Origin of the sequence: Pedobacter sp. MR22-3, assembly GCF_026240075.1 — a bacterium.
Lineage (GTDB): Bacteria > Bacteroidota > Bacteroidia > Sphingobacteriales > Sphingobacteriaceae > Pedobacter.
This window is the reverse complement of sequence record NZ_JAPIVF010000010.1, coordinates 14962-39610: the sequence shown is the minus strand read 5'-3', so window position 1 is coordinate 39610 and position 24649 is coordinate 14962. Positions and strand designations below refer to the sequence as shown.

General features: G+C 38.4%; 23 protein-coding genes. 15 read left to right on the top strand and 8 right to left on the bottom strand.

Annotated elements, in window-relative coordinates; translation table 11 throughout:
- Positions 1–61: 61 nt before the first annotated feature.
- A complete protein-coding gene (locus OQ267_RS21545; protein WP_265838032.1) occupies positions 62–736 on the bottom strand; it encodes a LytR/AlgR family response regulator transcription factor in 675 nt (224 codons plus the stop codon).
- A 27-nt stretch (positions 737–763) separates the two neighbouring features.
- A complete protein-coding gene (locus OQ267_RS21540; protein WP_265838030.1) occupies positions 764–2308 on the bottom strand; it encodes a sensor histidine kinase in 1545 nt (514 codons plus the stop codon).
- 236 nt (positions 2309–2544) lie between these two features.
- Here OQ267_RS21540 and OQ267_RS21535 point away from each other — a divergent pair, with 236 nt between their 5' ends.
- The 6 genes from OQ267_RS21535 to OQ267_RS21510 all read left to right on the top strand — a co-directional run bounded on the left by OQ267_RS21535 (position 2545) and on the right by OQ267_RS21510 (position 7268).
- Positions 2545–2892, top strand: a complete 348-nt coding sequence (locus OQ267_RS21535) for a Spx/MgsR family RNA polymerase-binding regulatory protein (protein WP_088303034.1) — start codon at positions 2545–2547, stop codon at positions 2890–2892.
- Positions 2893–2961: 69 nt separating this feature from the next.
- Positions 2962–3702, top strand: a complete 741-nt coding sequence (locus OQ267_RS21530; protein ID WP_265838028.1) for a carboxypeptidase-like regulatory domain-containing protein — start codon at positions 2962–2964, stop codon at positions 3700–3702.
- A gap of 93 nt (positions 3703–3795) precedes the next feature.
- Entirely contained in the window at positions 3796–5781 is a 1986-nt protein-coding gene (locus tag OQ267_RS21525) for a M1 family metallopeptidase (RefSeq protein ID WP_265838026.1), read from the top strand.
- A 148-nt stretch (positions 5782–5929) separates the two neighbouring features.
- The gene (locus tag OQ267_RS21520; protein ID WP_265838023.1) at positions 5930–6343 is read left to right on the top strand and encodes a RidA family protein; all 414 of its coding nucleotides are present in this window, start codon (positions 5930–5932) and stop codon (positions 6341–6343) included.
- Positions 6344–6958 carry a class I SAM-dependent methyltransferase gene (locus OQ267_RS21515; RefSeq protein ID WP_265838022.1) on the top strand — a complete coding sequence of 205 codons (615 nt, stop codon included), beginning with the start codon at positions 6344–6346 and terminating at the stop codon, positions 6956–6958.
- An 88-nt stretch (positions 6959–7046) separates the two neighbouring features.
- A complete protein-coding gene (locus tag OQ267_RS21510) occupies positions 7047–7268 on the top strand; it encodes a VF530 family DNA-binding protein (RefSeq protein ID WP_088303037.1) in 222 nt (73 codons plus the stop codon).
- Positions 7269–7272: 4 nt separating this feature from the next.
- Here OQ267_RS21510 and OQ267_RS21505 read toward each other — a convergent pair whose 3' ends face one another.
- The 3 genes from OQ267_RS21505 to OQ267_RS21495 form a co-directional block, all read right to left on the bottom strand.
- Positions 7273–8256 (bottom strand): polysaccharide deacetylase family protein, encoded by a 984-nt coding sequence (locus OQ267_RS21505; RefSeq protein WP_265838020.1) that lies wholly within the window; start codon positions 8254–8256, stop codon positions 7273–7275.
- A 176-nt stretch (positions 8257–8432) separates the two neighbouring features.
- Positions 8433–8813, bottom strand: a complete 381-nt coding sequence (locus OQ267_RS21500; RefSeq protein ID WP_088303039.1) for a GtrA family protein — start codon at positions 8811–8813, stop codon at positions 8433–8435.
- Between the two features lies 1 nt (position 8814).
- Positions 8815–10455, bottom strand: coding sequence for an ArnT family glycosyltransferase (locus OQ267_RS21495; RefSeq protein WP_265838019.1), 1641 nt, complete (start codon positions 10453–10455; stop codon positions 8815–8817).
- 84 nt (positions 10456–10539) lie between these two features.
- On the opposite strand from OQ267_RS21495, the gene OQ267_RS21490 reads away from it, so the two are divergent.
- The 3 genes from OQ267_RS21490 to OQ267_RS21480 all read left to right on the top strand — a co-directional run bounded on the left by OQ267_RS21490 (position 10540) and on the right by OQ267_RS21480 (position 13070).
- Positions 10540–11256, top strand: a complete 717-nt coding sequence (locus OQ267_RS21490; protein WP_088303041.1) for a pyridoxine 5'-phosphate synthase — start codon at positions 10540–10542, stop codon at positions 11254–11256.
- 80 nt (positions 11257–11336) lie between these two features.
- The gene (locus OQ267_RS21485) at positions 11337–12230 is read left to right on the top strand and encodes an EamA family transporter (RefSeq protein WP_265838018.1); all 894 of its coding nucleotides are present in this window, start codon (positions 11337–11339) and stop codon (positions 12228–12230) included.
- 276 nt (positions 12231–12506) lie between these two features.
- Positions 12507–13070 carry a hypothetical protein gene (locus tag OQ267_RS21480; RefSeq protein ID WP_265838017.1) on the top strand — a complete coding sequence of 188 codons (564 nt, stop codon included), beginning with the start codon at positions 12507–12509 and terminating at the stop codon, positions 13068–13070.
- 41 nt (positions 13071–13111) lie between these two features.
- Here the strand turns inward: OQ267_RS21480 and OQ267_RS21475 are convergent, their stop codons facing one another.
- Positions 13112–13960 carry a hypothetical protein gene (locus tag OQ267_RS21475; RefSeq protein ID WP_265838016.1) on the bottom strand — a complete coding sequence of 283 codons (849 nt, stop codon included), beginning with the start codon at positions 13958–13960 and terminating at the stop codon, positions 13112–13114.
- Positions 13961–14105: 145 nt separating this feature from the next.
- On the opposite strand from OQ267_RS21475, the gene gcvP reads away from it, so the two are divergent.
- On the top strand, positions 14106–16982 hold the full coding sequence (gene gcvP, locus OQ267_RS21470) for an aminomethyl-transferring glycine dehydrogenase (protein WP_265838014.1): 2877 nt from the start codon (positions 14106–14108) through the stop codon (positions 16980–16982).
- A gap of 168 nt (positions 16983–17150) precedes the next feature.
- On the opposite strand, the gene OQ267_RS21465 is transcribed toward gcvP, so the two are convergent.
- Entirely contained in the window at positions 17151–17522 is a 372-nt protein-coding gene (locus OQ267_RS21465; protein ID WP_265820087.1) for a glyoxalase, read from the bottom strand.
- A 115-nt stretch (positions 17523–17637) separates the two neighbouring features.
- Here OQ267_RS21465 and OQ267_RS21460 point away from each other — a divergent pair, with 115 nt between their 5' ends.
- Together OQ267_RS21460 and OQ267_RS21455 are read left to right on the top strand one after the other, a co-directional pair.
- Entirely contained in the window at positions 17638–18711 is a 1074-nt protein-coding gene (locus OQ267_RS21460; RefSeq protein ID WP_265838012.1) for a serine hydrolase domain-containing protein, read from the top strand.
- 146 nt (positions 18712–18857) lie between these two features.
- Entirely contained in the window at positions 18858–19445 is a 588-nt protein-coding gene (locus OQ267_RS21455; protein ID WP_088303048.1) for a YceI family protein, read from the top strand.
- Between the two features lie 140 nt (positions 19446–19585).
- Here the strand turns inward: OQ267_RS21455 and OQ267_RS21450 are convergent, their stop codons facing one another.
- A complete protein-coding gene (locus tag OQ267_RS21450) occupies positions 19586–20353 on the bottom strand; it encodes an MBL fold metallo-hydrolase (protein ID WP_265838010.1) in 768 nt (255 codons plus the stop codon).
- A 53-nt stretch (positions 20354–20406) separates the two neighbouring features.
- Between OQ267_RS21450 and recJ the strand changes: the two genes are divergently transcribed.
- From recJ to OQ267_RS21435, 3 genes are all read left to right on the top strand, one after another.
- On the top strand, positions 20407–22107 hold the full coding sequence (gene recJ, locus OQ267_RS21445; RefSeq protein WP_265838008.1) for a single-stranded-DNA-specific exonuclease RecJ: 1701 nt from the start codon (positions 20407–20409) through the stop codon (positions 22105–22107).
- A gap of 86 nt (positions 22108–22193) precedes the next feature.
- A complete protein-coding gene (lptB, locus tag OQ267_RS21440; RefSeq protein WP_088303094.1) occupies positions 22194–22934 on the top strand; it encodes an LPS export ABC transporter ATP-binding protein in 741 nt (246 codons plus the stop codon).
- A 9-nt stretch (positions 22935–22943) separates the two neighbouring features.
- Positions 22944–24467 (top strand): GH3 auxin-responsive promoter family protein, encoded by a 1524-nt coding sequence (locus OQ267_RS21435; protein ID WP_088303051.1) that lies wholly within the window; start codon positions 22944–22946, stop codon positions 24465–24467.
- The last annotated feature ends 182 nt before the right edge of the window (positions 24468–24649 follow it).

The following is a 24649-nucleotide window of genomic DNA, read 5'->3' as shown; positions in this document are numbered from 1 at the left end:
TAAAGATAAGGCTAAGCTTTGAATGTTGGAAACAGAAATGTTTAACAGTTGTAAGTTTTGATCAGGTTAATTGTATACCGCTGTAAGTTGCGCCTACGGGAATGATTTTGTTGCCAATCCAGATCTGGTTCCTGTCAAACTTTGTTATTTGATTTTTAGCTACGATGAATGCCCTATGGCAACGGATGAACGCATTTTTTGGCAAAAGTTCTGCTAAATCGTTAATCGTGATTCTTGAACTTAACAATTTATCTTTCAAATGGATTTGCGTATAGTTTCCCGAAGCTTCCATGTAGAGAATGTCAGTCAATTCTACTTTAATTTGTTCATAACCGTCTTTTATAAAAATATAACTGGCTTTGGCTTCTGTTGTCTGGTTGCGAAGGTTATACAACTCGTTCGCCTTATTGCAGGCTTTTAAAAAACGAGAAAGTGAGAAGGGTTTGAGCAGGTAATCAACCGCATCCAGTTCAAAACTTTGTACCGCATGTTCGGTGTATGCCGTTGTGAAAATCACCATTGGTGGCTTGCTTAAACTTTTCAGGAAATCAATACCACTGATGTCTGGCATTTTAATATCCAAAAAAATCAGGTCGACCTTATTTTCCTGCATGAAACTGATGGCCAGAAAAGCATCGGTAAACGTTTCTGACAACTCTAAAAACGGCACTTTCGCCGCATGGGATTTTACAATATCCAGCGCAATGGGTTCATCATCTATGGCAATAGCTATCATCCTTATGTATTCAAGGCAGCAATATAATTAAGATAAATCTAACTGTAAGGTTAAATGAACAAAAAACTCTTTGGCGCTTTCACGAATAATCAGTTCGTGTTTGCCATAATAAAGCATTGATAAACGCTGTTTCACATTTTCCAGTCCGATGCCACTTTTTAATTTTTCAGGATCATGATCTGCCTTGATGTAAATGGTGTTGCTTACATCAAAATACAGGGTGTTTTCTTTTGTCTGCAGGGTGATTTTGATATAGGAAGGCTGCTGCAGGCTGATCCCGTGTTTAAAAGCATTTTCTATGAAGGGAATCAGTAACATGGGGGTAATTTGAAGGTTATTCAGTTGTTCCTCAATATGGGTGTTAATGTTAATATCTGCTGACCGTGATGTTCTGAGCTGCTGTAAATCGATATAATTGTTCAGGTATTCCACCTCACGCATTAAGGAAATCTTATCCTGCATATTTTCATGCAGCATAAAGCGCATCATGTCTCCGAGTTTCTGAATTCCCTCGCCGGTTCGTTCTGCATTTTCCTGTAAGGCCGTACCAAATAAAGTGTTGAGGGCATTGAACAGAAAATGTGGATTAATCTGAGACTTTAAGAAGCTTAAACTGGCATCCGATTTTCCGAGTTCAGTTTTCAGCATTTGTATTTCTGTCTGCTTCTCAAACTTATTTTTATAAATATACCAGGCGGCTGGGGTAGTGATACAAACCAAACTGATCAATGTTAATACTAACGCCAGTGGAACTGCATTTCCGCCACCCATAAAACCGGCAAGTAAAAGAAGAAGTAACGGAATGATGAGGGCTGATAAGGCTACGTTTCCCCAAAAATAGCGTCCAAATCCCTTCATTTCCTTTCGAAGGTTAGGGATAATATAGTAAATGGAAAGAAAGGCGAGAATTACATTTACCGGTGGTGCAATAAGCCAGAATACTAAAATTTCGTTATCAGATTTAGCTGATATCACTGCCATCAAAATCATTAAGGATATTAACCATATTTTGGCGGCCATAAATATTTCGGAAATAATGCTCTTTCCATAGCTTTTCAGAAACTGAATTTTATTGATGAGTGCCAGTCCCTGTTCATTAAAATAGGCATACACATTAAAAAGGAGGTAGAGAAAGAAAATGTAGGTAAAGGCCTCACCGAAAAAAAGACCATACCCATGATTTAAATCGTGAAATTCGATTAAACGATAGGCTTGCGAATAAGTATTGGCAACCATCCAGGTAATCACTGAAATAGCGGTAACAATAACTGATAAAATAACATTCAATGCGATGTTATTTTTTCGGGTTAACTGAGGCATAAAACAGAAATTAAAAAGCAGGAAACTGATGTATACAATGCTGATTTTGAATAACTCAGGAAGAAAGAAATTCTCTATTACAGAAAAATCAATGCCACTCTCTTCAAACCGGTAGCTGTTTCCAGAACCATAAGTAGTTTGTGAGCAAATACTGATTAGCGCCAGAATGTAAAGGGTTGTAGAAATCCAGAACTCCAGCTGGTTAATGTTTTTTGCTTTATCGGGTGGGGCAATTTCAGATAATACGTACATGTGATGCTAAATTATACTGCAATGCTACAAAGAGTTATTTATTTGTTATTTAAAATGTGATGGATGCATTAAAAAATGTGATGAACGGAAGATTTCTGCGTTTATGGATCTAAAGCATAAATAAGAATATTTCATTATCTTATTATCTTTGCGCAAATAATTCACTCATTAAATAATTCACTAATTCACTAATTCATTCATTTAATAATTAACCCATTCACTCACTCAATAATGATATGATCGTTTACGGAATCCCAAATTGCAATACAGTAAAAAAATCCCTCGACTGGTTAAAGAAAAATAAAATTGATTTCGAGTTTCACGACTTTAAGAAAAAAGGGATCACTGCAGAAAAGCTAAATGAATGGTGTGCTGTATTCGGTTGGGAAACGGTGTTGAACCGCAAGGGCCTGACCTGGAAAAAACTCAATAAAGAAGAACAGGCCAATATCAATAACCAGGAGAAGGCCATTGCTTATCTTATTGAAAATACAAGTGCCATCAAGCGTCCCGTTATTGAAAAAGATGGGCAGGCGATATTAATATCTTTCGATGAAGCACTTTATGTTCAAACACTAACCTGACACATTTGTTGTATTGTTAAAGTTTGTTAAAAGCGGGCTTTAAAAAATTTACTCCATTACTTTTGATATATGTATAAGCTGATCATTTTTATTCTTCTTGCCCTGCCTGTTGGCGTTATTGCGCAAACAGTAACCACTGGTACTGTGTTCGATTACTCAAAGAAAACCATTTCTTTACCTGGTGTTTCCGTTCGCAACCTGAACAGCAAAAAAACGACCAGCACCAATAGGGAAGGTAAATACACTATTGCCGCTACCATTGGCGATTTGATAGAATTCTCGGCAGTGGGTTACCATACTGATACCTTATACTTAACCAATTTATTAAACAGAACCATTTACCTCCCTGTAAAATCTAACAGCCTGGCTGATGTGGATGTGAGAGGCGTAAGAATGAATAGTCAGATTACAGATGCCAAAGATCCGCTGGCTGAAAAATATACCTTATTGAGTACAGGCGGAAATCTGAACAGAAAAAGGATGACAGATAAAGTAGGAGGTTTAGGTCTGAACCTGGGTTACGGGAAGTACAAAAGGCAACAACGTAAAGAAGCTGAACTGGAAGAGAAAGATATGTATCAGGAAGAGATTGATGCAAATTTTAGTGAGAAGGCCATTACAGATTTAACTAAACTGCAGGGCGAAGACCTTAAAAGTTTTATGATCATTTATCGCCCGTCAATAGAACAGATAAAATCAGAAAGACCTTATCGTTATGATTATTATATCTCAAGAGCATTTGCTGCCTGGCAAAAATTAACTCCACAGCAGAAAAAATTACAGGATTTACCAAAATTAAAGGTCAATTAATAAAAGCCTGATTTCTTGCGGTAACATTATAAGCACATATGTAGTCGTATGTGCTTATTCTTTATATTTACAGCTTCTTTGCAACTTATTCATATGAAAATAACCAGACTAATCGCAATTTGCGCTTTTAGTTGTGCTTCGGCTTTATCTGCTTTTGCGCAACAGGCTGCACCAGTATCCAATTATAATCCGGCAGATGCCTTTGGACCCCTGTTCTATACACAAAATGGAAATGAATTTCGTTCAGCCAATGGTACGCCAGGAGTGAAGTACTGGCAAAACCGGGTAGATTATAACATCACCGCCAATTTAGATGAGGCACAAAACCTGGTTACAGGCTCAGTAACCTTAACCTACAAAAATAACAGTCCGGATCAGTTACCGTATTTATGGTTACAACTGGATCAGAATACATTTAAAGAAAATTCCCGTGGTAAACAAATTACGCCTGCCCGTAGCCGTTATGGCGCACAAGGTGAAAAGTTTGATGGCGGATACCAGATCAAAGATGTAAGTGTATCCAAAAAATCGGGTGTGGTAAAGTTTACTTCATTAATTGAGGATACCAGGATGCAGATTCGCCTTGATCAGCCTTTAGCGGCAAATGGTGATGTCATTACCATTAAAATTGATTATGCTTATGTTGTCCCGAAGGAAGGATCGGATAGAACGGGTCATTTAACGACTAAAAACGGTGAAATTTTTGCCATTGCGCAATGGTTCCCGCGGATGTGTGTGTATGATGATGTGCTGGGATGGAACACTTTACCCTACTGGGGTGGCGGTGAGTTTTATTGCGAATATGGGGATATTAACTTTGCCATTACAGCACCTGCCAGTCATATTGTAATGGGTTCGGGTGAGCTTTTAAATCCATCGGAGGTATTTACGCCAGAACAATTAAAAAGATGGAATGCAGCAAAAAACAGTGATGAAACGGTTCACATCCGTACAGAAGCAGAAGTTACTGATCCGAAATCTCGTCCGGAAAAAGATAAATTAACCTGGAAATATAAGATTATCAATGCACGTGATGCCGCATGGGCTTCATCAAAAGCCTTTGTTTTAGATGCGGCAAGGATTAATTTACCAAGTGGTAAAAAGGCACTGGCTGTTTCTGCACAACCTGTAGAAAGTAATGGCACAGATGCTTATGGAAGAGGTGTGGAGTATGTAAAAAGCACCATCGAACATTATTCTACCAAATGGTTTGAATATCCTTACCCCATGGCTGTTAACGTAGCTACAAACATTGGTGGGATGGAATATCCAGGCATTGTTTTCTGCGGATGGACTGCCAAAAAAGGCAGTGCATGGGGCGTGATTGACCATGAATTTGGCCATACCTGGTTCCCGATGATTGTTGGTTCAAACGAACGCAAATTCGGCTGGATGGATGAAGGTTTCAATACCTTTATCAATGGCATTTCATCAAAAAACTTTAATCATGGAGAATATGCCCAACGTGCTGCTAATATGAATGCCATTGGCAAACAGGTGATTGGTAACCCGAAATTTGAAAACATCATGTTAATGCCTGATGGGATGACTGAAGCGAATATTGGCATTAACCTATATGCCAAACCGGGATGGGGATTGAATATTTTAAGAAATGAAATTTTAGGCGAAGATCGTTTTGATTATGCCTTCCGCCAGTATATTAAAAACTGGGCCTTTAAACACCCTACGCCGTATGATTTTTACCGTTCAATGGAAAATGGGGCCGGCGAAGATTTAGCATGGTTCTGGAGAAGCTGGTTTTTAAATAACTGGAAAATGGACCAGGCCGTAAGTACCGTTCAGGAAGTTAAAACCACCGATGGAAAGCTTACCGGATATACCATTAAAGTGCTTAACCTCGAAAAAATGCCGATGCCTATTATTCTTCAGGTGAAAACAAAAAGTGGTAAAACCGATATAGTTAAAGTTCCGGTTGATGTATGGATGAAAAATACCAGCTGGCTGGTTCGTTATCCAACTACTGAAGAAATTGTTTCAGTTACTTTAGATCCGGATAAGGTTTTACCAGATAGTAATCCGGATAACAATACCTGGACGGCAGGATCAACCGGTGAATAGTGAAAGCACAGGATATACTGATGAGGTACAGCCGTAAATAAACGGAATTTATATTTGAGCCCGGCCATTTGTTTGCCGGGCTTTTTTATGGCAATATTTCTACAATTTGATCCAATTAAATGAATAATTTAGTTTCTGAAATTTAATAATGATGGAAAATAACCACTTAGAAATAACGAATCCGGAAGGAATATATGATCCCCGTGCACATGCTTACTCGCATGTAGCTACCGTATCAGCCAAAGACATATTGGTTTTTGTAGCGGGGCAGGGTGGAAGTAGAATGGATGGCATCTTAAGTGATGATTTCAGAACACAGGTAAAGATCGTTTTTGAAAATATTGGGATTGCGCTCGCCAGTAAAGGTTTGAATATGCAGCATATTGCCAAACTGACTACACTGGTTGTAGACTATGACGATGAAAAACATCAGATCCTGATTGAAGAATCAACTAAAATCTGGCCAGACCTTAAATTTCCGGCGAATACCCTTATTCCGGTGGGCAGGTTAGCATTGGATGGGATGTTAATAGAAATTGATGCAACTGCTGTTAATGCTTAAATGATGGATAAATCAGCTGAACGAAAAAATGTCTACAAAGTTTATGATAAGATTGCGGATTGGTATTCAAAAAATCGATCTCCTTCGATAGGTGAAAAGAACTATCTGGATGAACTGATACAATTTCTGCCTTCAGAAGCTGAAGTTTTAGATTTAGGCTGCGGAAATGGTAAGCCCATCATGGAATATCTACTTCAATCAGGATTGAAAGTAACAGGTGTAGATGCCAGTGATAAAATGCTTGAACTGGCAAGAGCAAGTTTCCCTGCCGAAAATTTCATACTTGAGGATATGCGAAAACTTCAATTGGGTAGAAAGTTTAGTGCCATTATTGCCTGGCACAGTTTCTTTCATCTGCCTGCCGCAGATCAGCCTGATATGTTCAGGTTTTTTGCAGAGCACCTTCATGATAAAGGTATCTTGTTGTTCACTTCAGGAACAGAAAATGGTGAGGCCTGGGGCTTTATAGGAGGTGAGGATTTATTTCATGCCTCCCTGGATACATCAAGATACGAATCCATTTTATTGAAAAATCATTTTAAAGTACTTAAATATCAGGTTAATGATCAAAGCTGCGGTGGAGCAAACGTTTGGATGGCACAATATTCTCCCTGATTTGGGAGCTGATAAAGGTTAATTATTTTAGTTTACCTTTGTGCAAGATATTAATCCATCTTACCAAATTTCACCTTAACAACCACCTATGGCAGAAATACAAAAGAACAATCCCTTACACGGTATTACCTTAGAAAAAATTGTAACGGATCTGCAGTTGCACTATGGCTGGGAGAAACTGGGTAACTTAATCAGGATCGATTGTTTCACCAACAACCAGAGCATTAAATCAAGTTTAAATTTCTTGCGTAGAATGCCCTGGGCACGTAAAAAAGTGGAAGATCTATATTTGACTACCTTTCATCAATAGAAATTTACTGGTCAAACTCTTTTTCCAAACCCTGCCTCAAATCAAACAGCAACCACTGTTTATTTTTGATATCAGCTTGTTTGTTTTTCAATAATTGTATAAAATCTTTTACCCCAATTTCTTCATTTCCATTTCCGTGAATCAGTACAATGCTGCCGGCATTTGGCTGCTGCCCTTTGGCCAGCCAGGCATCGCTGCCAACCGGGATTAGGCCATAAGCTTCAATTTTATTCACGATGCGCTGATCGGATACCAAACCCGGAAACCTGAAAAATACGGAAGGTGTTAAGCCATTTTTCAGCATCAGTTTTTCATTTTCTAAAACTTCAACATCTAAATTCGTTCCCGGAGCCAATAAAAAGTTTTCTGCTAATGGCAGGGTATTTACGTCATGATGATAAGAGTGATTTATCCAGGTAATATCCAGCTCGTTTTTCTGCACCAGACTTTTCAGCCAGTTCAGATCATCCTGGTGTTTTAACATCCATTTCCCTGATACGGAAATGGCGATAGGTGCAGGTTGTTCTATTTTTTTAAATTCATCAAAAACCGACTGAAAGATAATACGATCCAGATTTTTATGTGAAGGACAAAGATCAATGGTAAGTGCAATCCCTTTTTCCTTGGGAATAGCATGGTCTATCCCTGCATTTTGCAATTGTAAGTCTTTTGTAGCTGCAGCCTGCAAGGATTTTATATATGGGCTGTTCTTAAATGTTGCCATTATTTCCGGACCTTTTAAACTACTGGTATTATAATTGCCAGCCAAATCCAATTTGGTATCCAGTGTTTCTGTATTGACCAGTAATAAATATTTTTGAGTTTTATTAACGAAACTTCTGATGGCTAGGAACTTATCAGTGCCTTTGACCGCAATAGAAAAATTAGCTTTATACTGTTTGATCTGATCAAAATTCTGTCCGAAACTATTGGTGCCAATGAATGGCATCATCATCAAAACAATGTATAGCGATCTGGATAATTTCATTATTCCTTATTTAAAATCTTTCTAATTTAGTCTAAAAATTTTATCTTTACCAAAGAAGGTCATGAACAAAGAAAAGGTAAAATTATGGTTTAAGCGTGTAGGCTTAATCGGTTTTTTATTCTTCCTGATTAAGGGATTGATCTGGCTTGTGGTATTTTATTTTATTGGCAAAAACGTTACTTAAAAGTAAAGAGCATATTCGCCAGAAAATTCCAGACAAATACAATTACAATTGCGAAGAATTTCGCCATATAAAAGTTTGTTCCATTCTTTCTCTGGTGAAAAAGGTAAATAATAAATGTATTTAAGCCTAATCCAATTAAGCTCACCACCAGAAATTTACTAAATTCAGTTCCCCAGTGTACATTTGTGCTTTGAAAGGTCCATACCCGGTTAATTAAATAGTTATTGGTTACTGCAAGGCTAAAGCCAATGGCATTAGCCACATATTTATTTACTTTGACTTTTTCTTTAAAAAGCCAGGTGGCACCAAAGTCGATGGCCATTCCTAGCAAGCCTGTCAGGCCAAATTTTATAATGCGAAAAAATACATCCATATTAATGCAGTTTAACAAGATAGAAATGTTCTAAAACCTGAGCGCGCGTTTTCGCATTTAAAAATTTACCTGTTAATTTGGTGATGTGAAAGTATTCAAAGGACTTTAAAACTTCAGCACCGTATTCACTTTTTAATTTTGTAAGTTCCACTTCTGGCACATAGATTACCAAATTCTGCTCATGTTTAATCTTGTCTAAATCCTCATAATTATGTAGATACTTCACTTCTCCAGGCGCATAAAAATCAAAAGAAAAAGCATCGATATAATTTAAAACAGCAGGCTTTGCAGTTGGATAATTTTTCTTTAGCCATTCACCGGCAATACCTCCAGACTGGTATTTCAAAATTGCAGGGTAGAAGAAGATAAAAAGGAAAAGCATCAATCCTACCGAAACAAATGTACTTCTTGCCATAATAGTTTCTAATTTTATTCCTTTGAAAAAAAGAAAAGAACCTGCTAAAACTACCAGTAGCATCCCAATCATTAAATAAGGATAATCGAAGCCGTAAACTATGCTCAAAGCAGAAAGTAATGCAAAAACCAAAATGGCTAATACATTTTGCACATTAAAGAAAACCTTAAGGCTTTTACCTTCCAGCTTTCTTAAATATAATGCCGTTATGATCGAAAACTGTGGGAAGACAATTAATATATAATGCGGCAGCTGAAATTTGGATAAAGAAAAGATTAAAAAAGTAACGGCAGCACTTGCCCAGATCATAATGCTTTCAGGTGCTAAGTTAATGCGGTTTTTTTTCTTAAAAAGATTGATAACAGCTGTATATAATAATATTGACCAAGGCAGGAAAGCCCAAAGCGTGGTGTGCAGGAAGAACGAAATATCGCCTTTCCCTTTAATGGGGCCATTGTTAAAAAAACGACCAAACTGACTGTCCCAGAAGAAAAATTTTAAGCCGGAAACCCCTGTTCTTTCAAAAACAATTTTTTCCGGATGGAGATCAAACTGGGTGTAAAGCGCATAAAGTTCCGGTGTGATGAAAACAAAAATCAATACAACTGCAATCCACCATTTTGGCTGCCACAATTGTTTGTATTGCTTAGTAAATAGCCAGTAGATAATAAAACCGGCAAAAACAGGAATCAGTACAAAAATACCCTTAATCAAAATGGCACAGGCAGCGAAAAATGAACCTGCAATCAGGTGCCAGAAAGAGGCCTGATGTGCTTTATGATAATGATAAATGGAAGCAAGGGTAAAGGTGGTAATATAAATCTCTGCCCTGACATCAAAAGTGGAGGTAATGATGTGAAGCGCACTCAAAAAAATTACTGCGGAAATTAAACCTGTTTTCTCATCGTAAATATCTTTGGCGAGTCGAAACAAATACCAGGCTCCTAGCAGGCCGAAAAGAAATGAAGGCAGTTTATAGGCAAAAGCTGATATGCCAAAAACTTTAAAAGATGTGGCGGTAATCCAGAAAGTTAAGTGTGGCTTATCCAGCCAGTCGGCACCCCGGCCATACAGGTTAAACCAGTCCTGAAACAGGATAATATTTTTCGACATGGAAGCGTATAATGCGCCGTCGGGTTCCATTACGCCTCCGAATAAAGCCGGTATGCTTGCCAGTGCAAGGAAAACGATCAGGAATTGATATAGTGTGGTATCCTTTAAATTCATTTTAATTCGAACAAATATGAGCAAAAAAAAGTCAAATTTCTTTAAGCTTTCCGATTAACAGCGGCAAAGCCCTATCTTTGAGGCATGACAAAGTTATCGGTTAACATCAATAAAATTGCTACACTTCGCAACAGCCGCGGGGGTAATAATCCTGATTTGGTTAAGGTGGCATTAGATTGTGAACGTTTCGGTGCCCAGGGGATTACAGTACATCCCCGCCCGGATGAACGTCACATCAGGTACCAGGATGTATATGACCTGAAGGCTGTTATTGCCACTGAATTTAATATTGAAGGGAATTGCCGTGAAGATAAATTTGTAGACCTGGTTTTGGCCAACAAGCCTGCGCAGGTTACTTTGGTGCCAGATGCCGAAGGTCAGATTACTTCCAATCATGGTTGGGACACTCTTAAGCATCAGGACTATTTAAAAGAAATGGTTGCGGTTTTCCAAAAAGAAGGTATCAGGGTTTCCATCTTCGTAGATCCTGTAGTGGAAATGGTAGAAGGTGCCGTAGAAACTGGTACAGACCGCATAGAACTATATACAGAAGCTTATGCGCATAATTATTATGCAGATCGTGAGAAAGCGATTGTAAATTATATTGCTGCTGCCCATCATGCCAATCAATTAGGCCTGGGTATCAACGCTGGTCATGATTTAGATTTACATAACCTGCATTACTTCGCCCAAAGCATCCCTGGTTTATTAGAGGTGTCCATTGGTCACGCTTTAATTAGCGATGCACTTTATTTGGGGCTGGAAACCACTGTTCAGAAATATTTGCAACAACTTTTATAGTTGAAAGTTAAAAGTATAAAGTTAAATTAATTTATTAGGCTTTCTACTTTAACTCTTCACGCTAAACTTTCAACTTCAATATGTTAAAAGGAATTGTCCTTGTTTTTTTGGGTGCCTGTAGCTTTGGTATCCTCTCTACATTTGTTAAACTGGCTTACCACGAAGGCTATACTTTAGGAGACGTAACCGGTGCGCAGGCATTTTTTGGTGCGGTGATTTTATGGGTTTTATTTTTCATTCAAAGCAAGACATCAACATATCGGGCAAAAGAAATCAAAATCATTACGCCCTGGTGGAAAATGATCATGGCAGGAACCTGTACCGGACTTGTCAGTATTTTTTACTATCAGTGTGTTAAACTGGTTCCAAATTCTGTTGCCATCATTTTGCTGATGCAATTTATCTGGATGAGCATTTTGCTGGAGTTCCTGATTTTTAAAAAGAAGCCATCAGGCTTGCAATTAGGTGCAGTTCTGCTGGTTTTAGGCGGAACAGTTCTGGCGAGTGGAATGCTAGAAACCAGTATTTCAGCATTAAACCTTAAAGGGATTGGTTTTGGTTTGTTGGCTGCCCTTTGTTATGCCGGCTTTTTAATGCTAAGCGGAAGAATCGGCAATGAATATCCAACATTGAAAAAAAGTGCCCTCATGATTACCGGGGCTTGTATATTGATATTTGTTATTTTCCCACCTGCATTTTTATTTAATGGTGCTTTAGGTGGCAGCCTGTTAAAGTGGGGGTTAATCATTTCCGTTTTCGGAACAGTTATTCCACCGCTGTTTTATGCCGAAGGTGTACCCAAAATCGGTACAGCACTAAGTTCAATATTAAGCGCAGCGGAGCTGCCGGTAGCGGTGATGATGGCTGGCTTTGTATTGCAGGAGCAGGTATCTTTTTTGCGATGGGTGGGTGTAGCGATCATCTTATCGGCCATGATTTTGCCAAATCTGAAGTATTTGAAGCGTAAGGCGTAAGTTTTTAACCGCAAAGAATGGAGGGTTAAAACGCAAATAGCGTAAAGTTGGGAGGCTGAAACAAATGATAACCACGGGGTAAACAGAGAAAAAAGGTACAGAGCACACCGGGGTATGGCGTGTAGTTAGTTTTTACTTTCTTTGCATTTAACCAGCTTGTGCTCTGTTTCCTCTGTGCAATCTCCGTGCCCTCTGTGGTTAAAATTGAAACGAAACAATGTGCACCCTTTGCGGTTAAACTAAAATTAAATAACTTTAAAAGCAAATGATACAACCATGAAAAAAATTACCATTTATATATTATCGCTGATTATTATCGGTTTAGCCGGATGTAAAACCAAAGTTACCATTAATCAGGATGAGGCCGGGGAGGTGATTACAGAATATTTGAAAGCCAATCCAGAATATAAAACCATCCGTTTTAAATTTGGTGAGATAAAATTCAACAGTACCAACGATTTATTTGAACTTGGAAAATATAAGTCTTTAGCCAGTAAGGGATTAATTACTTTAAATTTAAAGCAGGCAAAAAAGAGATTTCTTTCAAAAGACAGCAGTTTTGTTTACCAGATTAACTTAACGGATAAAGCCAGTTCAATGGTGTTGAAACAAGATGCAGACCGGGCAACTGTGAAAGCTGTAGAATACGTTTTAGCAGATGAGAAGCCTGTTAATTTTGAACAGGTGAATTCCAGTACAGCGAAGGTTACCGTTTCGTTAAAAATGATAACCACTGATTTTGAGCCTTTTGATAAAGAAGCGAATAAGAACAGTAATTTTATTACCAAAACCTATAAATTAAAGCTGGATAAAGAAGAAGGCTGGCGCGTACAAAAATAAGTTTTTGTAAGAATGGCTAAAGGGGATTGTATTTTAACCGCTTAATTTTTATGCTTCAAAAACCAGGTTTTAAATTTTTTAAATAAATCTGTCTTTTTTGGTCTTGATTTACCATCATGTGTCAGTTCATGATCATAATGATGTTGTAAATCTTTTCCGTATTTTTTTTCTGCCGCGTTACCGGACTTTAATTCATCAATAAAACAAAGTACATTATCGTTTAAAGTACTGTTAAAAGAAACGGCAAAGTATTCGCTTCTTTTAACTGGTTTTTTATTCTGATTAATTTCACTGGCACCATTTTCAGCGAAATAATCAACATGATGAATCAGCGGATTTAGTTTTTTTAATCGCCTGGTTCCTTTTCGTTCGTTTCGCCAGGGATGCTCTTTTTTATATAGCTGTGCTAACAGGAAATCTTTTTTCCAAAGTGTAACCTGATGTGACATCAAGAAATCTGAAGCTTTATTGTCTATTGTAGCAATGTTGCAACCCTCTATAAACTGATCAGTTACTAAGGTTTTATATACACTGGCGCTATGAAGTTTGATCTGCTTACAGTCGTGTTGCTTTGCATAATCAAATAATTGCTTAAAAAAATCAGAATTTACCGGTTTGCTTAACCACATATCTTCCTGGAAATAAAGGATATATTCTTCTTCTAAGCTGTTTAATAAGGTAGTTAGCCGATCAGCCCATTCGCCTTGGCCCGACTTAATATTCTTAAAGCTTGATATTGTTGCATCCTTAACTTCAGTGGCAAAATAATAATTACATGGAATCTTAAAATCCCAGTTTCTGGAGAAGAAGATGTCAAAGCCTGGGTAAAGAAATTCATATCGGTCACAGGTATGAACCAGTAAGGCAATATTATGGTGAGGTTCTGACATAAATAGATTTGTTCGCCAAAGCTACTAAAAACCTGGATTTTGTCTATTATTTCACTACGAAAATATGACGATCCATATTATCTTTTGATACCTTAAAGTAGTTGCCTTTTTCTTACCTTTGCGGGAAATTTATTATTCATACCGCATGAGCTTAAATATCCATTACAAGGAAGATTTTCAAAATCGTCATATTGCACCAAATGAGGCAGATACAGCCGAAATGTTGCAAACTGTTGGCGTAAATTCTATTGATGAGCTGATTGAACAAACTGTTCCGGCAACGATTAGGTTAAAACAGCCTTTAAATTTGCCTGCAGCAAAGTCAGAAACGGAATATCTGGGTGCTTTAAAACAAACTTCATTACTAAACAAGGTTTTTAAAAGCTTTATCGGTCAGGGTTATTATGATACGATTACGCCAGGTGTAATTTTACGCAACGTTTTTGAAAATCCAGGATGGTATACACAATATACGCCCTATCAGGCAGAAATTGCACAAGGTCGTTTGCAGGCCCTGTTAAATTTCCAAACGATGGTGATTGATTTAACCGGAATGGAAATTGCCAATGCCTCACTTTTAGATGAAGGTACAGCTGCGGCTGAGGCGATGTTTATGCAATACAGTACACGTAAAAATCAGGCGGCTAAGAAATTCTTCGTTTCTGAATTACTTTTTGCGCAAACCATTGATATTTTAAAAACCCGTGCCAATCCTTACGGTATTGAATTGGTTATTGGCAGTCATCTGGATTTTGTAGCTACTGAAGATTTCTTCGGCGCAATGGTGCAGTATCCGGCAGGTAATGGTGAAGTTTTTGATTACAAAGATTTTGCATCAGCACTGCATAATCAAAATATTAAATTAACGGTTGCAGCTGATATTTTAAGCTTAACCTTATTAACGCCTCCGGGAGAATGGGGTGCTGATATTGTGGTCGGTACAACACAGCGTTTCGGTATTCCGATGGGTTTTGGTGGACCGCATGCGGCATTTTTCGCAACCAAAGAAGAATACAAGCGTTCAATCCCAGGCCGGATCATTGGTGTAACCATTGATAGCCACGGTGATTATGCTTTAAGGATGGCTTTGCAAACCCGCGAACAACACATCCGTAGAGACAAAGCAACTTCTAACATTTGTACCGCACAGGCATTATTAGCCATTATGGCTGGCTTTTATGCCGCTTACCATGGTCCGAAAGGTTTAAAAGCCATTGCAGAACGTACACATGGTTTGGCCGTTAGCTTGGCTTCAACATTAAAGGGCTTAGGTTTTGAACAATTAAATTCCGCTTATTTCGATACGATTCGTTTTGATTTAGGCGACTTAAAAGGTGGCATTCAATCTGGTTGTATCGATAACGAGATCAACTTAAATTATGATGGAAACATCGCTACCATTTCAGTTGATGAAACGACTACTTTTGAAGATGTGGTTTTAATGGCTAAAATCTTTGCTAAAGTTAAAGCCGTAGCGGCTGATCAGGTGGAAGTGGTTGAAAAAGTAGAAACGATTATTCCTTCAGCTTTACAGCGTACTTCGGCTTATCTGACGCACCGGATTTTCAACTCTTATCATTCAGAGCATGAAATGTTGCGTTATATCAAATCATTAGAAGCAAAAGATTTATCGCTTTGCCACTCCATGATTGCTTTGGGTAGCTGTACCATGAAATTGAATGCAACAGCAGAAATGATTCCGGTAACCTGGTCTCACTTCGGTCGTATTCATCCATTTGCACCGGCTGATCAGGTGTTGGGTTATTATTCCGTTTTTAACGAACTGGATAAATGGTTAAGTGAAATTACGGGCTTTGCAGCCATGAGTTTACAGCCAAATGCTGGTGCTCAGGGAGAGTATGCAGGTTTGATGGTCATTCGTGCTTATCACCATGATCGTGGAGATTTCCACCGTAATGTGGCTTTAATTCCTGCTTCTGCACACGGTACTAATCCAGCTTCTGCGGCAATGGCCGATATGAAAATTGTAGTGGTTAAATCTCTTGAAAATGGAAACATTGATGTGGAAGATTTAAAGGCGAAAGCTGAATTGCACAAGGATAACCTTTCTTGTCTGATGGTTACTTATCCATCAACTCACGGTGTATTTGAAGAAAGCATTATTGAAATCTGCGAAACCATCCATGCCAACGGCGGACAGGTTTATATGGATGGTGCAAATATGAATGCACAGGTTGGTTTAACCAGTCCGGCTAATATTGGTGCCGATGTTTGCCACTTGAACTTACACAAAACTTTCTGTATCCCTCACGGTGGAGGTGGTCCGGGTATGGGTCCAATCGGTGTAGCAAAACATTTGGTTCCTTATCTTCCGGGGCATGCTGTGGTTGATATTGATAAAGGAAAATCAATTTCTGCTGTATCATCGGCGCCATGGGGCTCAGCTTCAATCCTGATTATCTCTCATGCTTATATTGCCATGATGGGATCAGAAGGCTTAACCAATGCTACGAAATACGCAATCTTAAACGCAAACTACATGAAAGCGCGTTTAGAACAGCATTATCCGGTACTTTATTCAGGTGCTCAGGGACGTTGTGCACACGAGATGATTTTGGATTGCCGTTCATTCAAAGCTTTTGGAATTGAAGTAACCGATATTGCGAAACGTTTAATGGATTATGGTTTCCACGCACCAACCGTATCTTTCCCGGTTGCTGGAACCTTAATGGTGGAGCCTACTGAATCTGAACCTAAACATGAGTTAGACCGTTTTTGTGATGCTTTAATTGCGATCAAAAAAGAAATCGATCAGGTGGAAAACTTAACTTTTGATAAGGTTGATAACCCGTTGAAAAATGCACCGCATACGGTTGCTGTGATTACGGCGAATGAATGGGAACATACTTACAGCCGTCAAACCGCTGCATTCCCATTGCCTTACGTGTTAGAGCGCAAGTTCTGGCCATCAGTTGGCCGCGTGAATGACAGCCATGGTGACCGCTCATTAATTTGTGCCTGTCCGCCGGTAGAGAGTTATCTGGAAGAAATCGTTCCTTAAAAAGGTTGAGGGTATAATGTCGGAAGATTTAAGGTTTTTCCTTTCTAAAGCTTAATTCTTCCTGGCAAAAAGTACGAAGCAATCTTCATTAAATAAATTTATCTGCAAGTTTTGTGAAATCATTTTCACCAAGCTTGCAGATTTTTTTTGCTGCTTCTCCTGTAAGGTTCAATTATTCGAATTAAAAGCTCCGAAATGCCATAATATCCCCGATGGATCGTGAAGAAAACATTCACTTCCCCAGTCTTCATTTCGGATGGAACTTAATTTTACATTTTCATATTTTGCTGGTAAATCTAATGCTGTGAGGTCATTGTAAAATTGGTTTACATCTGCAACTTCCATAAAGATCATGGTGTTATCAACCCAATCTTTTACGTAAGCATTTTGCAAATAAAAAGCCAGGTCACCCATTTTAAAAACAGACATCCCATCGCTTAAATTGGTTTCTTCAAATCCTAAATCCTTATAAAAATTTCTGGATGTTCCGAAATCTTTTGCGCCAATAAAAGGGCGCATTGATTTTACCTGTTTATTCATTTGGTCAATTTTAAATTAAAAACATTGTTATTTCCTGCAATGCAGTATCAATTATTTAATATCAATTGTAACCCAAGATTAAGAAATATCGTCTGATACCGCAAATAAAATCAAAATGAAAAAAATTCTTACGTTATTCATATTAACAGCCATTACTTTTAGCTTTAGTCAGGCACAAACTTTTGAATCTAAAGTGGATGGTTTACTTAACCAAATCTTTAAAGACAAAAACGGACCCGGCGGTATATTTTTGGTCGCCAGAAATGGTAAATCCGTATACCAAAAAGCTTTCGGTAATGCCAATATTGAATTAGGTGTTAAAATGCAAACTCAAAACGTATTTCAGCTGGGATCAATGACCAAACAATTTACGGCCATAGCCATTTTAATGTTGGTTGAACAAGGGAAAATAGATTTGCAAAAACCCATTTCAGCGTATATTCCGGATTACCCTATGGGCGATCAGATTACAGTTCATCATTTGCTTACCCACACTTCGGGTATAAAGGATTTTACTAAAATGAAATCCCTCAATCAGATTGCACAACAAAATTTATCTCCTAAACAGATGGTCGATTTTTTCAAAAATGAGCCTGTGGATTTTAATCCAGGAGAAAAGTTTGAATATAATAATTCTGGTTATGTAATTCTCGGATATCTCATTGAACTGGTTTCTGGCGATACCTATGAAAATTACCTCAATAAAAATATCTTCAAAAAAATTGGTATGAAGCATTCCCGTTATGCATCTGATGTAGCGATTATTAAAGACCGTGCTTATGGTTATCAGCAGAAAACGTCGGGCTACGTGAATAAAACCGCTATTAGTTTTAGTATTCCATTTTCATCTGGTGCCTTAATGTCTACGGTTGATGATATGTTGCGCTGGCAAAATGCCTTAAACAGCCGGTTAATCCTTAAATCAGAAACCATCAAAAAAGCATTTTCGAAATATAAATTAAATAATGGCGAAACATTTAATTATGGATACGGCTGGCATTTAAAAGATATTAATGGCGTAGCTACCAGAGAACATGGAGGCAGTATTTTCGGATTTAAAACAATGGGGATATATATTCCTGAACAGGATATTTATGTGCTCGGGTTAAGCAATTGTGATTGTAATTCGCCCACACAAGTGGTTAAAGATATTGCTACACTAGCCTTAAATACATTCGGGAAAAATTAATTTCAATTTCATTAAACTACTGCAATAATCTGATGTCCATAGAATGATTTTAAATAAATCTATTACATTTGAAAAAGTTAACATAGGTCAATGATAAAGGATAAGCCTTCATTATATCTTTGTATCACAATTAAAAAAAACCAAACATGAAATTAAAAATCTCTTCAATCTTTTTGTTAGTGGCAGTAGTATCATTGTCAGCTTTTAAAAGCCCTGTTAAACCAGTAGCTTATACCGTTGATCCGGCAAAATCTACCATTACGTGGGTAGGTAAAAAGGTAACTGGTTCTCATAACGGAACAATCGCTTTACAATCAGGAACTTTAAATGTTGATGGTAAAAAAGTAACCGGCGGAACTTTCACCATTGATATGAACTCTATCAAAGATGCCGATGGTAGCGCTAAATTAGAAGGCCACTTGAAAGCCGATGATTTCTTCGGAACTGCAAAATTCCCAACTTCAACTTTCGTCATTACTAAAGTGGCTGGTTCTGGTGCTGCATTAACGGTTACAGGTAACTTAACAATCAAAGGAATTACTAAACCAGTAACTTTTCCTGCAACTGTAGCTGTAAATGCTGATGGAACAGTTTCAGCTTTAGCTGGTAAAATTTTAGTTGACAGAACTAAATATGATATCCGTTACGGTTCTAAATCATTTTTCGACAGCATCGGCGATAAAGCAATTGATGATAACTTCGAAATCGGTGTGAAATTAGTAGCTAAAAAATAATTTCGAAGCCTTCCTCAAAAAGGATAGTTCGTAAAAAAAAAGATCGCGGCATTTGTCGGGATCTTTTTTAATTTTCAGCTGATCGTTTTTTGCTTTGGACTTTAGTCTTTAAGCTTTGGTTCCGCTTTCGGGTATAAATTCTATCTTATTCTAAACCCTCCGTCGAGCGCTTCCACAAAACCGGTTGCCTGTTCTTTGCTGTGGTAAAATAAACATTCCCAATTTTCGGCAGCAGCTCTTTTACCAAATGCTTTGCGTAGCTCCATTGCTTTTCTGCCATCGAAGTCATACTTGGCAATGAAATTTTTAATCAGTTCACCCGGTTCAGGCAAAACATCACCACCAAAAAATACCTTTTGATTTCCCTCCGTTAGTAAAAAAACCTGATGATTTGGGCAATGCGCCCCGGTAAACTCATAGGCAATGGCTTCATCCAGGTTACCATCACCTTCTATAAATTTCAGTTGGGCATTGCGCTGAAGAAAATCAAAAATATCAGTATGGTAAGAACTGGAAGTACTGCTAAAAGCGGTTTCCCACTCTCCAAGATTAATGACATATTCCGCATCCGGGAAACTTAATTCTATCTTTCCATTTTCCTGTTGATGTACCATTCCTCCGGAGTGATCATAATGCAAATGCGACATTAAAACCTTGGTTACATCTGTCGGATCAAAGCCTGCATTGCGTATGTTTTTGTGTAAAATCAGTTCGCCATGGTCATCGCTAAAACCCAATCCGGTATCAAAAAGAATTAAATCATTGTTCAGTTCCACTAAAAAAGGCTGCACATTGATGAACAGTGAGGCTGGCCGGTCTTTAAAATTATGAACGGCAGCATCAAAAGGGATAAATTTTTTGGTAGCATCTACCGAATAGGTTCCTTCAAAAAGGGTGTGAACTTGCAAGGTAATGGAGATTTAAATTAAAAAAGTATATTTACTGTTCGGAGACAAATATAATGGAAAAAAGATGGGTGCTGACATCAAATTGTAATGATGACACGGTAAAGAAAATAGCAGAACAACTTAATATAGACAGGTCATTAGCGCAAGTTTTAGTTCAGCGAAACATTTGTGATTTTGATCAGGCCAAATATTTTTTCAGACCGGAACTGGCTCACCTTCACGATCCTTTCCTGATGAAAGATATGGATGTAGCCATTTGCAGGATTGAAAAGGCCTTGTCTACTCATGAGAAAATCCTTATTTACGGCGATTACGATGTAGATGGAACAACATCCGTAGCCCTGGCTTACAGCTTCTTTTCTCAGTTTACCGAAAATATTGAATATTATATTCCTGATCGTTACCTGGAGGGATATGGAATTTCTACCGCGGGGATTGACTATGCCCATGAAAATGGTTTTTCGCTCATCATTGCGCTGGATTGTGGGATAAAATCATTAGATAAAGTTGATTATGCGAACAGTTTGGGTATCAATTTTATCATTTGCGATCACCATTTACCCGGTGATGAAATCCCGGAAGCGGTTGCTGTTTTAGATCCGAAAAGAAGTGATTGTGCCTATCCTTTTAAAGAATTGGCTGGCTGCGGAATCGGTTTTAAACTCGCCCAGGCTTATGCGCAAAAGCATGATCTTCCTGCCGATACTTATCTCCGGTACCTGGATCTGGTCATGGTGAGTATTGCTGCAGACATTGTTCCGGTAGTTGGAGAAAACAGGATACTGGCTTACTATGGATTAAAGAAACTGAATACTAATCCATGTGAAGGTTTAAGGGCGCTGATGGAAGTATCTGGGAAAAAGGAAAATTATACTATTATTGATGTGGTATTTACTTTAGGACCCAGGATCAATGCTGCCGGAAGGATAGACCATGCCAAACATGCAGTAGCCATGCTGTTGTGTGAGGCAGACAGCAATTCACTGGAGCAAAGCGAATCCATCAACCTTAAAAATACAGAACGAAAAACGTACGATCAGGACATTACCCGTGAGGCACTTGACCTGATTGGGAGTAGCGATACATTGATTAACCGGAAAACCACGGTGGTATTTAATGAAAACTGGCATAAAGGTGTGATCGGAATTGTGGCTTCACGACTGACTGAAACGTATTATCGCCCCACTATTGTGCTAACCAAATCAAACGGGCATGTAGCAGGTTCCTGCCGTTCGGTTGTGGGCTTTGATCTGTACGAAGCTTTGAGTGGATGTGCAGATCTTCTGGATCAGTTTGGAGGTCATAAGTTTGCTGCAGGTTTAACCATGCAGGCCCATAATGTTGGTGCCTTTGCAGATAAATTTGAAAAAATTGTTTCGGCTTCCATTACCGATGAATTGCTTACCCCAATGCTTAAGATTGATGCTGAAATTGAGTTGGCTCAGATTGATGGCAAGTTCTTCAGGGTTTTGGCACAAATGGGCCCATTCGGACCAGAAAATATGGCGCCGGTTTTTGTCTCACATGGTGTTTATTTAGATCGAGCTGCAATGGCTGTCGGCGCAAATCATTTAAAAATTATCATAAAGCAACAAAATTCGCCTATTTTTGAATGCATTGCATTTGGACTGGCAGAATTTCAAAATCTTTTACAACCAAATATGCCGTTTTCTGTTTGTTATACCATAGAAGAAAATGTGTGGAGAGATAAGAAACGTATGCAGCTTAATGTTAAAGGGATAAAAGTTAATTAAACAAATAAAATCGTCATGCTGAACTTGATTCAGCGCTTCCATTAAAAAGATCCTGAAATAAATTCAGGATGACGAGCAAGGAAAATATGATATTAAGAGCCGAAAATCTGGTTAAAAAATATAAACAGCGAACCGTTGTAAATGATGTTTCGTTTAGTGTAAGTCAGGGAGAAATTGTAGGCTTATTGGGGCCAAATGGGGCAGGTAAAACCACCTCATTTTACATGATTGTGGGGTTGATTAAACCAAATGAAGGGCGGATTTTTTTAGAGGAAGAAGATATTACGCAGGATGCCATGTACCGAAGGGCGCAAAAAGGTATTGGTTATTTAGCTCAGGAAGCATCGGTATTCAGAAAGCTTACGGTTGAAGATAATATTCTGGCTATTCTGGAAATGAGTAACCTGTCTAAGGAAGAACAAAAGGATAAGCTGGAAGAGTTGATTAATGAATTCAGTTTGCATAAAGTACGCAAAAACCGCGGTGATTTATTATCAGGCGGAGAGCGCAGAAGAACAGAAATTGCCCGTGCGCTGGCAGCAAATCCCAGCTTTATTCTGCTGGATGAACCTTTCGCTGGTGTAGACCCCATTGCGGTAGAAGAAATCCAGAGCATTGTGGCGAAACTTAAACATAAAAATATCGGTATTTTAATTACCGATCATAATGTGCAGGAAACACTTTCCATTACTGATCGGGCATATTTACTTTTCGAAGGTAAAATTCTTGAACAAGGTGTGCCGGAAGTGCTGGCAGAGAATGAAATGGTGCGAAAAGTATATCTGGGTTCAAACTTTGTACTGAAGCGTAAAAAATTCGACATATAATTACAAGGCATGGCAATTGTAAACTCAATTTTTACCTGGCTGATGAAAAAGCGGATCCACCAGATCGAACTTTTTATGAAATATCCTTATGATGTTCAGCAGGAGTGGTTTCACACCTTAATTGATAGTGCAGAAAATACAGAATGGGGCAAGATGTATGACTATAAAAGCATCCTCACCCCGCAACAATATCAGGAACGTGTTCCTATTCAGAATTATGATACCCTAAAGCCTTATATCGAAAGAATGCTGGCCGGCGAACAGAATATTTTATGGCCATCGGATATTAAATGGTTTGCCAAATCATCGGGTACCACCAGCGATAGAAGTAAATTTATTCCTGTTTCGAAAGAATCACTTGAAGAATGCCATTTTAAAGGCGGGAAAGACATGCTCTCCATTTATTGTAACAACCGGCCGGATAATCAAATGTTTACCGGCAAGGGTTTGGTGCTGGGCGGCAGCCACCAGGTCAATCAGCTTAACGAAGATTGTTTTTATGGAGATCTATCAGCAGTGCTGATTAAAAACCTGCCCATCTGGGCCGAGTTTTACCGTACACCTGATATGTCTATCGCTTTAATGGATAATTATGAGGTAAAGATGGACCGCATGGCTGAAGCCACCATTCAGGAAAACGTAACCAGTATTTCAGGCGTACCTACCTGGACCATCGTTCTGGCCAAAAAGGTTTTGGAATTAACCGGCAAAAACAACCTGTTGGAAGTTTGGCCCAACCTTGAAGTGTATATTCATGGTGCGGTGAACTTCGCCCCATATCGCGAGCAGTTTAAACAACTTATTCCTTCAAATGACATGTATTATTTGGAAACTTATAATGCTTCTGAAGGCTTCTTCGGCATTCAGGATCAGGATAATTCTGATGAAATGCTGCTTATGCTTGATTATGGTATTTTCTATGAGTTTGTTCCAATGGAAAATATAGGCGAAGAAAATCCTAAAGCCTTATTGCTTGGTGAAGTAGAACTCCATAAAAATTATGCTATCGTGATTTCCACTAACGGCGGTTTGTGGCGTTACATGATTGGAGATACCATTCAGTTTACCTCACTTGCACCATATCGTATTAAAATTACCGGACGAACCAAACATTTTATCAATGCTTTTGGTGAAGAGGTGATTATTGATAATGCAGAGCAGGCTTTAACCAGGGCCTGCCTTGAAACGGGTGCTGAAATAAAAGATTATACCGCCGGGCCAATTTATTTTGAAGGCGAGAAAGCAGGCGGACATGAGTGGATTATAGAATTTGATAAACAGCCCGATGATTTCGAAAAGTTTATTGATGTGATGGATAATACCTTGCGTGAAGTCAATTCAGATTACGATGCCAAAAGATTTAAGGATATGGCCCTGTGTAGGCCAACGGTACACAATGCGCCAGCCAATACTTTTTACAACTGGTTAAAAGCCAGGGATAAACTGGGTGGGCAACATAAAGTTCCGCGCCTGGCTAACGAAAGGAAATACATAGATGATATTTTGATCATGATTAGTGCATCTGCAGCATAATAAAAATATTCGCAAACTGGATCTGCAGATTTTGAAAAACACCGTTTTCCCCCGGCATAGTTACGTGTTTAGGAAAAGTACTTGCCGCCAGTTTTTTAATCCGGTAGAGTGTTATGTGCCTGTAGAATAAAATGTTGACAATAATTAACCGCAATTGAAAATAAAAACCTCAAGCTTTTGGA

Excerpts from the sequence above, each read along its gene's own strand:
- OQ267_RS21545 (WP_265838032.1), bottom strand. The coding sequence starts at position 736 with ATGATAGCTATTGCCATAGATGATGAACCCATTGCGCTGGATATTGTA.
- OQ267_RS21540 (WP_265838030.1), bottom strand. The coding sequence starts at position 2,308 with ATGTACGTATTATCTGAAATTGCCCCACCCGATAAAGCAAAAAACATT.
- OQ267_RS21535 (WP_088303034.1), top strand. The coding sequence starts at position 2,545 with ATGATCGTTTACGGAATCCCAAATTGCAATACAGTAAAAAAATCCCTC.
- OQ267_RS21530 (WP_265838028.1), top strand. The coding sequence starts at position 2,962 with ATGTATAAGCTGATCATTTTTATTCTTCTTGCCCTGCCTGTTGGCGTT.
- OQ267_RS21525 (WP_265838026.1), top strand. The coding sequence starts at position 3,796 with ATGAAAATAACCAGACTAATCGCAATTTGCGCTTTTAGTTGTGCTTCG.
- OQ267_RS21520 (WP_265838023.1), top strand. The coding sequence starts at position 5,930 with ATGATGGAAAATAACCACTTAGAAATAACGAATCCGGAAGGAATATAT.
- OQ267_RS21515 (WP_265838022.1), top strand. The coding sequence starts at position 6,344 with ATGATGGATAAATCAGCTGAACGAAAAAATGTCTACAAAGTTTATGAT.
- OQ267_RS21510 (WP_088303037.1), top strand. The coding sequence starts at position 7,047 with ATGGCAGAAATACAAAAGAACAATCCCTTACACGGTATTACCTTAGAA.
- OQ267_RS21505 (WP_265838020.1), bottom strand. The coding sequence starts at position 8,256 with ATGAAATTATCCAGATCGCTATACATTGTTTTGATGATGATGCCATTC.
- OQ267_RS21500 (WP_088303039.1), bottom strand. The coding sequence starts at position 8,813 with ATGGATGTATTTTTTCGCATTATAAAATTTGGCCTGACAGGCTTGCTA.
- OQ267_RS21495 (WP_265838019.1), bottom strand. The coding sequence starts at position 10,455 with ATGAATTTAAAGGATACCACACTATATCAATTCCTGATCGTTTTCCTT.
- OQ267_RS21490 (WP_088303041.1), top strand. The coding sequence starts at position 10,540 with ATGACAAAGTTATCGGTTAACATCAATAAAATTGCTACACTTCGCAAC.
- OQ267_RS21485 (WP_265838018.1), top strand. The coding sequence starts at position 11,337 with ATGTTAAAAGGAATTGTCCTTGTTTTTTTGGGTGCCTGTAGCTTTGGT.
- OQ267_RS21480 (WP_265838017.1), top strand. The coding sequence starts at position 12,507 with ATGAAAAAAATTACCATTTATATATTATCGCTGATTATTATCGGTTTA.
- OQ267_RS21475 (WP_265838016.1), bottom strand. The coding sequence starts at position 13,960 with ATGTCAGAACCTCACCATAATATTGCCTTACTGGTTCATACCTGTGAC.
- gcvP (WP_265838014.1), top strand. The coding sequence starts at position 14,106 with ATGAGCTTAAATATCCATTACAAGGAAGATTTTCAAAATCGTCATATT.
- OQ267_RS21465 (WP_265820087.1), bottom strand. The coding sequence starts at position 17,522 with ATGAATAAACAGGTAAAATCAATGCGCCCTTTTATTGGCGCAAAAGAT.
- OQ267_RS21460 (WP_265838012.1), top strand. The coding sequence starts at position 17,638 with ATGAAAAAAATTCTTACGTTATTCATATTAACAGCCATTACTTTTAGC.
- OQ267_RS21455 (WP_088303048.1), top strand. The coding sequence starts at position 18,858 with ATGAAATTAAAAATCTCTTCAATCTTTTTGTTAGTGGCAGTAGTATCA.
- recJ (WP_265838008.1), top strand. The coding sequence starts at position 20,407 with ATGGAAAAAAGATGGGTGCTGACATCAAATTGTAATGATGACACGGTA.
- lptB (WP_088303094.1), top strand. The coding sequence starts at position 22,194 with ATGATATTAAGAGCCGAAAATCTGGTTAAAAAATATAAACAGCGAACC.
- OQ267_RS21435 (WP_088303051.1), top strand. The coding sequence starts at position 22,944 with ATGGCAATTGTAAACTCAATTTTTACCTGGCTGATGAAAAAGCGGATC.